Source organism: Corallococcus sp. AS-1-6 (assembly GCF_020037015.1).
Lineage (GTDB): Bacteria > Myxococcota > Myxococcia > Myxococcales > Myxococcaceae > Corallococcus.
The window spans coordinates 91,703-104,241 of record NZ_JAIQDE010000007.1 but is presented as its reverse complement, the minus strand read 5'-3'; the positions used below and the strand labels follow the sequence as shown (position 1 = coordinate 104,241).

The window sequence follows — 12,539 nt, the reverse complement described above, 5'->3', positions numbered from 1 at the left end:
CCTCACCCTCAGTGGATGGGCTTCCCGCGCGTCAGCCGGCGGGCCTGCTCGCGCGAGCCTCCCTTCACCTCGATGCGCTTGCCCTGGGGCACCGTCACCGGGAGCTTCAGGGAGATCTCCAGGACGCCGTTCTCGAAGTTCGCATGGACCGACTCCGTGTCGATGCCTTCCGGAAGCGGAATGGCGCGGCGGAACAGACCGCTGCTGCGCTCCAGGCTCCAGACGCCTTCGGCCTCCTCTTCCTCCTCCAGCTCGAAGGTGCGTTCGCCTTCGATGATGAGCAGGTCATTCAGCAGCTCGACGTGGATGTCCTCCAGCTTCATCCCCGGCAGGTCGGCCTTCACGATGAGGTTCCCGTTCCGCTCCACCACGTCCATCTGCGGTGACCAGAGGCCCTCGTCCAGCACGTCGCTCCGGGCAGCGAGGCCCCGTCCTCCGAAGCCCATGAAGAGCTGGTCCATGTCCTCCATCACCCGGCGCAGCAGCCCGAACGGGCTCAGGGGTGCGGCCTCCCTGCTGATGGCGGGGGCCTGGGACTCGCGGCGGGCGATGCCAGCGCCCGTCCTGGGGGCCTGTCCCTGAGACGTGGCGCTCGGCGCGTCGGCCTGGGCGTTCTTCACGGCGGGCGAGGAGGACCCCTCCTGCGCGCCTGCATTCCTGTTGTCCGTTGCCATGACGTCCTCCCCCGGTGGAGCCGGCTGGCGCCCGGCCGCCGGACCGCACCGGTCACTCAAGCGGGGATGGAAGCATCCCAACCCCAAACGTGGAGGCGCGCGGCGGGGCCATCAAGGGCCGCCAGGCCGCCGGGCCCCGGGGGCGTCATTCGCGGCGGCCTCGCTACGCGAGCAGCGTGGCGTCCATCACGGTGAGGGCCACGCCGCCGACGCGGGCGCGCTCGATGTGGCCTGGCCGGCCGGTAACCTGGATGTCGATGCGGCCCGGCTTGCCGAGCGTGTCGCCCTGTTCGATGCGGCTCGACACCGTGCCGCCGTGCTCGGGGAGGCGAAGGCTCCCGTGCTCGGCGAGCCAGGCCGCGAGCGGTCCCGCGGCGGAGCCCGTCACGGGGTCCTCCAGGATGCCGAAGCCCGGGACGAAGTAGCGCGCCTGGGCCACGCTCCCCTCCTCCTTCGCTTCGCGGGTGAAGAGGTAGACGCCGCGCAGGCCGTGCGGCATCAGCAGCGCGTTCATCGCCGCGCCTCGCGGCGTCAGGGCCTCCAGGTCCGCGAGCCGCCGGAGGGGCACCACCAGCCGGTGGCCCTGGCGGATCACCGGCAGCGACGGATCCACCTGCGCCGCCGTCCCCCCCAGCGTGGCCATCAGCGCCTCCAGCTCCACGGGGTTCGGCTGCATGGGCGGTGGAGGCGTGGTGATCCACACCCGCGTCCCGTGCGCCCCCCGAGGCTCCAGCTCGATGCCGAACGTCCCGCCGGGGCACTCCAGCGTGTACGTCCCCGGGCCGCGCAGGAGCCCCTTCTCCGCGAGCAGGTGGAAGGTGGCCACCGTGGCGTGGCCGCAGAACGGAATCTCATCCACGGGCGTGAAGTAGCGCAGGCGCACGGTGGCGTCGCCGGGCCGGGACAGGAGGAACGCGGTCTCCGACGCGCTCACGGCCGCGGCGGTCCGCTGCATCGTGGGGACATCCAGCGCCGAGGCGTCGAGCACCACGCCCGCGCGGTTTCCCGCACCCGCGGTGCGAGTGAAGGCATCGATGATGTGGACCTGCATGGGCGCGCTCCGGACAGGGCAAGGGGCCTGGAAACCCTGCAGGCATGCTCCGCTCCCCCGTTGGCGTCAAGCGCCGGAGGCCCCACAACAGGGTTGAACGGGAGCGCCCGAGCAGGCACAGCAAGGAGGCATGGATCTCCTGAAGGCAGGCCGGTGGGTGGTGCTGGGGGTGTTGCTCCACGCGAGCGGCGCGGCGGCACAGATCGTCAACGTCCAGGCGCTCTTCGACGAGAAGGCGGAGCTGGGGCCCGCCGCGGCCATCGAGCTGGGCGGCGACTGGCGCACGGGCAGCACGGAGCTGTTCTCCATCCGCGGCTCCCTGGTGGGCCAGGTGCGCTCCGAGCGCGACGTCTGGCTGGGCGTCATCCGGGGTGAGTATTCCTTCGCCAGTGGCGAGCGCATCGTCAGCCAGGTGCTGGAGCACGTGCGCTACCGGCGCCAGTTCTCGGATTGGGTCTCGGGAGAAGTCTTCGCCCAGCACGAATACAACGAGTTCCGCCGGCTCCAGTTCCGGGCCCTGCTGGGCGCGGGTCCACGCTTCCTCCTGCTCAACGAGGACAAGCTGGGGCTCACCTTCGGGGTGGCGCTGATGTTCGAGTACGAACGGCTGCGCAACGACGGCGAGGTGGACGCGGGAGACCGCTACACGGACCCGCGCGTCTCCAGCTACCTGCTGGGCCGGGTGAAGCTGATGGAGAACATCCACCTCGTGGAGACGGTCTACTTCCAGCCGCGAGTCACCCGCCCCTCCGACCTGCGCGTGCTCAACGAGACGCTCTTCGCGGTGACGCCCAATCCCCGCGTCACGGTGGGCATCGGCTTCAACCTCACCTACGACAGCGCGCCGCCCGCGACGGTGCCGCCGCTGGACACGCAACTGCGCACCACGGTGGGTGTGAAGCTTTGAGGTCCGCAGCGGGCGAGCACGGCCCCGGGCGGCCCGCTTGAGGGTAGGCTTCAGCCATGGCGTCCCATCCCATCCCCGCCCCCGTCGTGCTCCTGGGAGGCGGCAAGATCGCCGAAGCCCTCATCCTGGGACTGCTGCGCTCTGGCCACGTGCGTCCGTCGGACCTTCGCGTCACGGTGCGCCGGCCCGAGCGCGGAGAGGAGCTGCGCTCCCGGCATGGCGTGGACGTCCTCCTGGACAACGCGCGGGCGGTGCGGGGCGCCGGGGTGATCCTGCTGGCGGTGCGGCAGGCACAACTGCGGGACCTGATGGCGGTCATCTCGCCGGCCCTGGAACCGGGGCAGACCGTGGTGTCGCTCTCCGCGGATGTGCGAATCGCTCAGTTGGAAGCGGCGTTGCCCTCCAGCGTCTCGGTCATCCGCGCCCTGCCCCATACCCCCGTGCGCGTGGGAGCGGGCGTGACGCCCCTGACGGCCGGGACCCGGGCGACGGAGACCGCGAGGCAGGCCGCCGAGTCCCTCTTCGCCGCGACGGGACGGCCGCTGTGGATGACCGAGGAAGCGCTCACGGTCTGCACGGGCGTGTGCGGCACGGGCCCCGCGTATGTCTTCCGCTTCGTGGAGACCCTGGCCCAGGCCGCGATGGCGCACGGGATGGACGCGGCGGAAGCGGCGGTGCTCGCGAAGGAGACGCTCATTGGAGCGGCGAAGCTGCTGGCCGAACCCGGCGCCACCACCCCTCGGCTCATCACGGAGATAGCGACCCCGGGAGGCATCACAGAGGCGGGGCTCACCGCAATGGACGCCCATGGCCTCCCGCGCGTCGTGGGTGAAGCGGTCTCCGTCGCCATCCAGCGCACCCGTGAGCGCGCGGACGCGAACGCCGCGGCCTACAGCACGCCGAAGTGACGCTTGAGTCCGCGCTGGCCTCCCGGCGTGACGATGAGGCCGCGAGAGTCGGGCTGACGCTCCACCCACCCCAATGAGAACACCCGGGCGGCGAGCGCCGCGCCCAGCGCCCCCGCGAGGTGGTCGCGCCGCTCGCTCCAGTCCAGGCAACGGTGGGCGAAGTGGCGCCGCTGCTCGCGCACGGGCGCCAGGTCGATGCCGAACTCCTGGAACCACGCCTCGCCGCTCGGCGTGAGCGCGAGCGCGCGCTTGCGAAGGGCAAGGTGCCCGGCCCGCAGGAGCGCATCGGTGATGCCCATGCCCAGCCGGCCCGCCAGATGGTCGTAGCAGTAGCGCGCGGCCCGCAGGGGTTCCGGAGTCGCTGACGCACGGGGTCCCCGGACCGCCACGGTCATCAGCGCTTCCACCATCCGCGCCACGGTGGGCGTGGCGATCCGGAACACCTTGTTGCGCCCCTGCCGGGTGGCGCGGACCAGCCGGGCCTGCTCCAACCGCTGGAGGTGCGCGGTCGCCGTGGCGGGGCTGACGCCCGTGCCGAACGCGAGTTCCTTCGCGACGAGCGCCCGGCCCTCCATGAGCAGCTCCAGCATCCGGATCCGCGTGGCGTCCCCCACGGCCGAGGCCAGCGTCGTGAGGTCCGGTCCTGCATTCATCGTTCGGTCCATGACGAACCATTTCCTAGCACGCCGACACGTCGATGGCAGCAGAGTGCCGGGCAACGAGGACCGATGACACCGCCCACCGACCCCTATCAGGCCGTCACCCACCCCGACCCGTACCCCTATTACGCGACGCTCCGAGCCCGGGGCGGACTGCACCGCGTCCCCGGCTTCGGGCCATGGATCGCGGCGGACGCGGCCACCGTCCGCGCGGTGCTCACGAGCGAGCACTGCCGGGTCCGGCCACGGTCGGAGCCGGTGCCGTCGCATCTGGTGGGCACCACCGGAGGCGCGCTCTTTGGACGGCTGGTGCGGATGAACGACGGAGGCCCCTACCCCGCCGTGAAGCAGACGCTCTCACGCGCGCTGCTGGAGGCGCAGCGGGAGGTCGAAGCGGAGAGCCGCCGCTGGGCGGAGCGCCTGTTCGCGACGCCCTCGCTGTCACGGCTGCCGGACGCCGCCCTCCAGTTCCCCGTGTTCGTGCTGGGCTCGCTGCTGGGCTTCCCGGAAGACACGCTGGAGGCAGCCGTGCGGGACGTGGATGCCTATGTCCGCTCGGTCGCCGGGCCCCCTGTGGGTAGAGAGGGTGTGGCCAGGCTGAACGAACGCGTGGCGGCCTGTTTCCAGTCCACCGCGAGGACCGCGTTCACGGCCCGGCTCATGGAAGGCCAGGGCCCGGACGAGCTGCGCATCCCCAATGCCGTGGGCCTGCTCACCCAGGCGTATGAAGCGACGGCCGGGCTTTTGAGCGCGACGCTGCGGGCCTTCGCTCGCATGCCCGAGCTGCGTGAACCGCTTTCACAAGGCGCGTGCACGGTGGGCGACGTGGTCCAGGAGGCGGCCCGCCACGACGCTCCGGTCCAGAACACGCGACGCTTCACCCACGCCGCGGCGACCGTCGCGGGTCAGCCGCTGGAGGCCGGCGAGACCGTGGTCGTCGTGCTCGCCGCCGCGAACCGGGATCCGCGCGACAACCCCCAGCCCGATGCCTTCCTGCCACGGCGCGAGGGGCGTCAGACCTTCACCTTCGGCCTGGGCTCGCATGGCTGCCCCGGGGCCTTGCTCGCGACGGCGATGACCACGGCGGCGGCGGAGCGCGTGCTCGCGAGCGGCCTGGACCTGTCACCCCTGGCGGGCCCCGTCACCTGGCGTGCTTCGACCAACACCCGCGTCCTGGGAGGACTGGAATGATCGCTGTCATCTTCGAGGTCTGGACACACGAGTCGCATCGGCAGCGGTACCTGGACCTCGCGGCGGAGCTGCGGCCTCTGCTCGCGGACATCGACGGCTTCATCTCCATCGAGCGGTTCCAGAGCCTCAGCGCACCGGGCAAGCTGCTGTCCCTTTCCTACTGGCGCGACGAGGCAGCGGTGGCGGAGTGGCGGCGCAAGGAGGCCCACCGTGAAGCCCAGCGCGAAGGCCGGGGAGGCGTGTTCAGCGACTACCGCCTGCGGGTGGCGCACGTCGTGAGGGATTACGGCCTGGAGGACCGGGCGGCCGTGCCCGCCGACAGTCGCACCGTGCACGGCTGAAGCGGCCGGCGCACGGCGGCTGTCTTCCGGCCCGTCCCTCCCACGAGGGCCATGACTCCCCCACCTTCTGTGAGGGGTGAACGATGAAGCGAGGCCATTGGAGAGGTGTCTGGGGGCTGGCTGCCGCGCTGCTCGGGCTTCCAGCGGCGGCGCAACTGGAACCGCTCGAAGGTGCGCCGCAATACTCCTGCTTCGAAGCGGCGCGCCAGGGCGGCTCGGTGACGGAGACCGTCGCGGCGCAGCTCTGCCAGGGTGCCCGTTCCGACACCCCGGCGCGGTGCTTCCACCGGGTCCAGGAGAAAGCCTTCCTCTCCGACCCCCAGGCGCTCCAGCTCTGCCAGTACGCACAGCCCGAGGACGATCCCGCGTCCTGCTTCCTCAAGGCGCGGGCCTCGTCGTTCCTGGACGAGACACAGCTCCTGCAACTCTGCCGCCCGCCCATCGCGGAGACGATGCAGTTGTGTCCCTACGGTCCGTGAGGCTTCAGGCCCGCGGGCTCACCGGGCGCGGAGGAACGCCTTGACGCTCGGGGACTGGAGCTTCTGGGACTCGATGCACAGGCGGATGGACTCCAGGGCCCGGGCGAGCGCGCGCGGCCCCCCTTCAATCCTGTCCACGCGGGACGCGAAGAACGTCTCCACCTGCGTCAGGTGGATGTCATCGCAGAGGCTCCCCGTCTGGCCAATCAGCCGGCCCAGCTCATCCGAACGCAGCCGCTGGGTCAGCGCATCGAAGTGCGCCTGATAGAAGTCCCACGCCAGCGACTGCGACTCCGGCGACATCAACGCCATCCGGAGGATGACCTGCGAGTCCCGCACGTCGAAGTCCGGCGACACCACGAGCCCCAGCGCCCGCCACAGCAGCTCCGAGTTCCGGAAGTACGCCAGGGACGTCAGCAGCCGGGAACGCTCGGTGCGGTCCTGCTCCTTCTTCGCCGCCTCCAGCAGCGCGTCGAACAGCGCCGCGTCGCCGTGCGTCGCCGCGCGGGGCAGCGCGGCACCGAACGCCTCCGGATCCACCGACTTCCGGTCCGCCAGCCAGGCGCGCACCAGGGGCAGCGCCTCCTTCACCAGTCGCGGATCATCCCCCAGACCGCCGGCCAGCCGGAGGAACAGGGAGCGTGAGTCCTTCACGGAGTCGTCCTCGCCCGGCTTCGGCACCCAGCCCATGGCCTGGGCGCGCGCCGAGTAGAGCGACGCCACCCACGCGCGGAAGCGCTGGCGCTCCTCGGGCGTGAGCTGCTCCAGGCGCACGAGTTCCAGCAGCGTGGCGCCGCTCTGCACCACGAGCCGGTTCGTCGATTTCGCGGAGGCAGGCACCGCCTTCAGCGCCTCGCCCAGCGGCAGGTCGCCCCGGACCACCGCCGCGTCCACATCCGCCCAGAGCGCCACCTGCTCCGCGGGAGTGAAGGCGGCGGCCGGAGTCGCGAGCAGCTTCGCCAACTGCTCGCGGGTGTACCCGCTGCGGTAGTAACCCGCGCCGCCCGCGTTGAGGAGCACCCACGCCGGGCACTGCTTCGTGGGCAGCGCGACCTCCGTCGAAGGTCCCTGCACCATCGAGCACACCCGCGACGACTGCGCGCCCGTGCCCACGCGAAGACACACGGGCACCTGCCATTCCTGCTTCGAGTCCGCCTTGGAGCCCAGGGGAAGGTAGCGCTCCTGCGACAGCGTCACGGACGGAGCGCCGCCCGCCGGGCACGACAGCCGCGCGGTGATCCGAGGCGCCCCGCTCCGCTCGATGAACCCGCCGAAGGACTGCGTCACCTCCGGCCCCGCCGCCTGGGAGAGGTCCGCGAGGAAGTCCTCCATCGTCGCGACCTTCCAGGCGTGCTTGCGGACATAGCCCCGGAGGATGTCGCGGAAGCGCTCCGGTCCCAGCCAGGCCTCGTACATGGCGATGACGGACGAGCCCTTGTCATAGGTCGTCCCGTTGTCGAACGAGCCCACGATGTCGTCATTGCTCTCCACCGGCTTGCGCACGGGCAGCGCCGACGCCAGCTCATCCGACGCCAGGGCGGAGCGGGTCGCGGACATGGCGCGCTCCTGCTGGTAGTCCCAGGACGGCTCCAGCCGGTCCACCGTCTGGCGGTCCAGCCACGCGGTGAAGGACTCATTCAGCCAGATGTCGTTCCACCAGGAGCAGGTGACGACGTCACCGAACCAGTAGTGACCCAGCTCATGGTTGGCGATGACGGCGTACGACTTGCGGCGGGCCAGCGTCTCCTCTCCGGGGGGAATGAGCGTGAGCGGCTGCCCGAGCGCGACGAGGCCGGGGTGCTCCATGGTGCCCCAGTACCGGGGCACGACCGCGACATCGAGCTTCTCGTAGGGATACGGCTGGTCGAAGAAGTCCTCCAGACCCTTCACGATGCGAGGCGTGATGCTCGCGGCGTAGCGCGTCTCCGAGCCCCGGCCCTTGGGGACGACGAAGCGCAGCGGCACGTTCGTGCGTCCCACGGTGCCGGCCTCCACCACGTCGAAGGGCCCCACCATGAAGGCCACGAGGTAGCTGGGCATCGGCTTGCTCTCCGCGAAGGTGACGCGCTCCAGGCCGTCCGCCAGGGGCTCACGGGACACGACGGGATGATTGGCCAGCGCCACGTGTCCGGCCTTCACGGTGAAGCGCAGGCGCCACGGAACCTTGAACGTCGGCTCGTCGAAGCAAGGGAAGGCGCGACGCGCGTCGATGGGCTCGAAGAACGTGTAGAGGTACGGCTCACCGCCCTCCTCCACGCCATAGATGCCCTGGCTGCGCTCGCGGTCCACCTTGCCGGTGAAGTCGAGCACGAGCTGGGCCTTCCCAACGGGCAACTCCTCCGGCAGGAGCAATCCCAGACGTCCCTCAGGCGCGGTGACAGGCTTCGCGTCGAAAGTGCGGCTCCCCACGGTGACGTGAGCCCGCGTCACCTCCACGTCCTGAGCATGCAGCCACACCTGGCGAACAGGCTCACGGACCTCCACGTCGATGGTGACGCTGCCCGGGTAGACGTCCTCCGAGGGCACGAGCTTCAGGTCCAGCGCGTAGTGCACGGGCCGCACTGTGTCCGGCAACCGCAGCGCGGGAGGCAGGGCCTCCGGCCAGGAGACGGTGGGCGGAGCGGAGGCAGTCGGCGCGTGGGCACAGCGGACGGTCAACACCACCAACACAAGGAGTGGAAGCAGTCGCATGAGGGCCGCAGCGTAGACCAAACAACGTCCACTGGCGGTCTTCGCGACGAAACGCCCATCACAGTCCCGAAATGTCTCCAGTGCGCTCAACCCCGGGAGCCGCTACGGTCCTGCTTCCCCCGCATCAGCCACAAGCCGAGGAAAAACATGTTTCGTCGCAGCAGTGGTCTCCCCACCCTCTTCGTGTCCCTGCTTCTCGTCGTGGGCTTCGCGTCGTCAGCCAATGCCGACACCTACCAGACCTATGTGACGCCCACGGTCAATGGCTATCAGATTGGCACCTACCTGCCCAACCAGCCCACCGGGAACTTCAGCAGCGCCGCCGACACGGCCCGCCGCTTCTGTCAGGACCAGGGCCACAGCGGCGCGCAAAGCTTCACCACCGCCATCCGGGGCTCCGCGTATACGTACATCGTCGGCACGAACGGCGTGGGCCCCTGGAACACGACCGGCAACTCCAACGTGACGATGATTGAAAGCATCATCTGCTTCAATTCCAGCTCTGACGTCACGTACACGACGCCCACCGTCAACGGCTACCAGGTCGGCACCATCCAGCCCAACTACCCGACCGGCAATTACAGCACGCCCGCCGACACCGCCCGCCGCTTCTGCCTGGACCAGGGCCACACCGGCGCTCGCACCTTCACCACCGCCATCCGGGGCTCCGCGTACACGTACATCGTCGGAACGAACGGCGTCGGCGCCTGGAACACCACCGGCAACTCCAACGTGACCATGCTGGAGACCATCACCTGCTTCAACGCGCCGGTCCTCACCTACGCGACGCCGAAGGTGAACGGCTACCAGATCGGCACCATCCAGCCCAACTACCCCACCGGCAACTTCAGCACCCCGGCGGCGACCGCCCGCCGCTTCTGCCTGGACCAGGGCCACGTCGACGTGAGCAGCTTCACCACCGCCATCCGCGGCACCGCGTACACGTACATCGTGGGCACGAACGGCGTCGGTAGCTGGAACACCACCGGCAACTCCAACGTGACGATGATCGAAACCGTCACCTGCATCACCCAGTAGCCCCCGCAGGGACGAGGGGAGCCCACGCGGCTCCTCTCCGCAGGGTACTCACAGACCCGTTCGGGTTTGGATAGACACCGCAACCCCTCACAACATGTCTGTCTTCATCCTCCCGACCTGATAGATCGCACCTTCCACTCATTCCTCCAGGAAGGTGCGATGCGTCGACAAGCCACCCTGTCTCGCGTTCTGCTTTGCGCATTGATCAGCGCAGTCATGTCTGTCACGGCCTGCGACACGGGGGGCGAACCGGAGCGGGAGACCGGCAACGTCCGGTTCGTCAGCGCGGTGCCCCAGGCGCTCGCGGGCGATGAGATCACCCGCGTGACCGTCACCCTGACGGCCTCCGGCGTGCCTTCCGCCACCACCGTGCTCACCCGGGGGACGGATGGGTGGAGCGGCACCATGTACCAGGTGCCCGCCGGTCCCCAGCGCACCTTCACCGCGGAGGCCTTCGCCGCGGACGGCGCCCTGCGCTACCGGGGCGTGGCCTCGGACGTCACCATCACCGCGGGCACGACCTCCATCGTGGCCATCACCCTCCAGGCGCTGGATGTCCCGGGCCCGTTCGACAACTCGGCCCCGTGCATCGACTCGCTCGTGGCCTCGGCGAGCACCGTCCTCCCCGGGGGCACCATCTCCCTCCAGGCCACCGCGCATGATCCGGATGCGTCCGACTCCCTCACGTACGCCTGGACGGCGGCGGATGGCACCTTCGGTTCGCCCACGCTCACGTCGACGACCTGGACCGCGCCCGCGACGCCGGGCGTGTACGCGCTGACGCTGACGGTCACCGACTCGCGCGGCGCCACGGCGACCATCCGCATCGACATCACCGTCGTCTCCAAGGACGGCGGCACCACGGCCGGCACCGCCGAGGTGTCCGTCACGTTCAACATCTCCCCCGCGGTCACCCGCGTCACCGCGTCCCGGTCCCCCGTGCCCGTGGGCCAGAGCACCACCGTCACCGCGGACGTGACGGATCCGGACGGCGACGCGCTGACCTACCAGTGGGCCGCGTCCTGCGCGGGCACCTGGACGGATGACACCTCCAACATCGCCTCCTTCACCCCGACCGCCATTCCCGCGGGCGACGCGTGCGGCAACTGCGCGCTCACCGTCACCGTGAAGGACCCGAAGGGCGGCCAGACGCAGGGCACCCTGCGCATCTGCGTGGGTGAAGGCGCGAGCGCCAACGTCCCGCCGCGCATCGTCCTCGCGCACCAGAGCAGCGCGTCCGTGATGGGCGACAGCGCCGTGACGTTCCGCGTCCTCGCCGAGGACGGCAACGGCGGCGCCCTCACCTTCAACTGGGCCTCGAGCACGGGCACGCTCGCGACGCCCACGTCCGGCTTCACCTCCAGCGAGGTCTCCTGGAAGGCCCCCACCTGCGCGCCCACCGGCGGGAACGCGACCATCACCGCCACCGTCACCAACGCCCAGGGCTTCTCCGCGTCCCAGGCCTTCACCGTCGCGGTGCAGAACGCCCCGTCGTGCACGCCGCCCACGACGGTCGCCCGGTGGGACCTCACGGCCAGCCTGACGCAGCGCCGCTTCGGCGCGAGCGTCATCCCCCTGGCCTCCGGGAAGATCCTCGCCTTCGGCGGGTCGGTGACCTCCAACCCCGTCCTGGGCACGGCGGAGTTCTACGATCCGGCGGCGGGGACCTGGTCTTCCGCTGGAACGCTGGGGACCGCGCGCTACAACCCCGCGGTGATCCTGCTGCCGTCTGGCAAGGTCATGGTCACGGGCGGCTTCGCGGCGTACCCGGCCACCACGCCGCTGCGCGCCGTGGAGTTCTACGACCCCGCGACCAACACCTGGACGGCCGGCCCGCAGATGGCCTTCGCGCGCGGCGCACACACCTCGACGCTGCTGCCCAACGGCAAGGTCCTGGTCATCGGCGGCGTCACCACGGGGGACACCGTCAGCAACCGCGCCACCGAACTCTATGACCCCTCCACGAACACCTGGCTGCCCGTGGCGAGCCCGACCTACGCCCGGTCCAACCACCGCGCGGTGCTGCTGCCGACGGGCAAGGTGCTCACCGTGGGCGGCAACCTGCCGTCGGAGTTCTACGATCCGTCCAACAACACCTGGAGCGTCGCCACCGGCCTGACGACGCGGACCTTCACGGACGCCTTCCTCCAGCCATCCGGCAAGCTCGTGCTGGTGGACGGGACGCTGGTCGCGACATACGACCCGGTGCTGAACGTGCAGGCCACGCTGGGCCACTTCACCTACGAGCGCGCCAACGCCTCGCTGGTCCAGTTGAACTCCGGGCGGCTGTTGCTCGCGGGGGGCAACTCCACGGTGGGCCTGACGACGGAGCTCTTCGACCTGGCGACCGGCACGTCCTCGTTCTCCACCAGCATGGCGTCCAACCGCTACCTGATGGCCACCACCGTGCTGCCCGACGGCAAGGTGCTCTTCATCGGCGGTTGGGACCGGGACACCCCTGCGAGCGTCAGCGCCGTGCTCGTCTACACGCCCGCGAGCCCCTGAAGTCCCCCTGAGACTCCGTTGAACAGCGGCCGGATCCACCCCGGTCCGGCCGCTCAGGGCATTGCGGCGCCGCGCGATTGAGCGAGGATGCGGCC

The 12,539-nt window shown here is 70.4% G+C and carries 11 protein-coding genes; 7 read left to right on the top strand and 4 right to left on the bottom strand.

The features are described from left to right. Positions 1-8 precede the first annotated feature (8 nt). Positions 9-674, bottom strand: coding sequence for an Hsp20/alpha crystallin family protein (locus K8612_RS11975; RefSeq protein WP_223762362.1), 666 nt, complete (start codon positions 672-674; stop codon positions 9-11). A gap of 163 nt (positions 675-837) precedes the next feature. Continuing rightward, complete coding sequence (locus K8612_RS11970; protein WP_223762361.1) at positions 838-1,725, bottom strand: PhzF family phenazine biosynthesis protein; 888 nt, start codon at positions 1,723-1,725, stop codon at positions 838-840. 130 nt (positions 1,726-1,855) lie between these two features. Here K8612_RS11970 and K8612_RS11965 point away from each other — a divergent pair, with 130 nt between their 5' ends. Together K8612_RS11965 and proC are read left to right on the top strand one after the other, a co-directional pair. Next, positions 1,856-2,632 carry a YdiY family protein gene (locus K8612_RS11965; protein WP_223741376.1) on the top strand — a complete coding sequence of 259 codons (777 nt, stop codon included), beginning with the start codon at positions 1,856-1,858 and terminating at the stop codon, positions 2,630-2,632. A gap of 56 nt (positions 2,633-2,688) precedes the next feature. Then, the gene (gene proC / locus K8612_RS11960) at positions 2,689-3,540 is read left to right on the top strand and encodes a pyrroline-5-carboxylate reductase (RefSeq protein ID WP_223762360.1); all 852 of its coding nucleotides are present in this window, start codon (positions 2,689-2,691) and stop codon (positions 3,538-3,540) included. On the opposite strand, the gene K8612_RS11955 is transcribed toward proC, so the two are convergent. Continuing rightward, positions 3,522-4,205: a helix-turn-helix transcriptional regulator gene (locus tag K8612_RS11955; protein WP_223762359.1), complete on the bottom strand. Its 684-nt coding sequence runs from the start codon at positions 4,203-4,205 to the stop codon at positions 3,522-3,524. The genes proC and K8612_RS11955 overlap by 19 nt on opposite strands. A gap of 63 nt (positions 4,206-4,268) precedes the next feature. Here K8612_RS11955 and K8612_RS11950 point away from each other — a divergent pair, with 63 nt between their 5' ends. From K8612_RS11950 to K8612_RS11940, 3 genes are all read left to right on the top strand, one after another. Further along, positions 4,269-5,390 carry a cytochrome P450 gene (locus K8612_RS11950; RefSeq protein ID WP_223762358.1) on the top strand — a complete coding sequence of 374 codons (1,122 nt, stop codon included), beginning with the start codon at positions 4,269-4,271 and terminating at the stop codon, positions 5,388-5,390. After that, complete coding sequence (locus tag K8612_RS11945) at positions 5,387-5,731, top strand: antibiotic biosynthesis monooxygenase (protein WP_223741372.1); 345 nt, start codon at positions 5,387-5,389, stop codon at positions 5,729-5,731. The genes K8612_RS11950 and K8612_RS11945 overlap by 4 nt, the downstream gene beginning before the upstream one ends. 83 nt (positions 5,732-5,814) lie before the next feature. Next, positions 5,815-6,210: a hypothetical protein gene (locus tag K8612_RS11940; protein WP_223741371.1), complete on the top strand. Its 396-nt coding sequence runs from the start codon at positions 5,815-5,817 to the stop codon at positions 6,208-6,210. A gap of 18 nt (positions 6,211-6,228) precedes the next feature. Here the strand turns inward: K8612_RS11940 and K8612_RS11935 are convergent, their stop codons facing one another. Beyond that, complete coding sequence (locus K8612_RS11935; RefSeq protein WP_223762357.1) at positions 6,229-8,901, bottom strand: M1 family metallopeptidase; 2,673 nt, start codon at positions 8,899-8,901, stop codon at positions 6,229-6,231. Between the two features lie 147 nt (positions 8,902-9,048). Between K8612_RS11935 and K8612_RS11930 the strand changes: the two genes are divergently transcribed. After that, positions 9,049-9,939 carry a hypothetical protein gene (locus K8612_RS11930; protein ID WP_223762356.1) on the top strand — a complete coding sequence of 297 codons (891 nt, stop codon included), beginning with the start codon at positions 9,049-9,051 and terminating at the stop codon, positions 9,937-9,939. A 216-nt stretch (positions 9,940-10,155) separates the two neighbouring features. Further along, positions 10,156-12,444 (top strand): kelch repeat-containing protein, encoded by a 2,289-nt coding sequence (locus K8612_RS11925; protein ID WP_223762355.1) that lies wholly within the window; start codon positions 10,156-10,158, stop codon positions 12,442-12,444. The last annotated feature ends 95 nt before the right edge of the window (positions 12,445-12,539 follow it).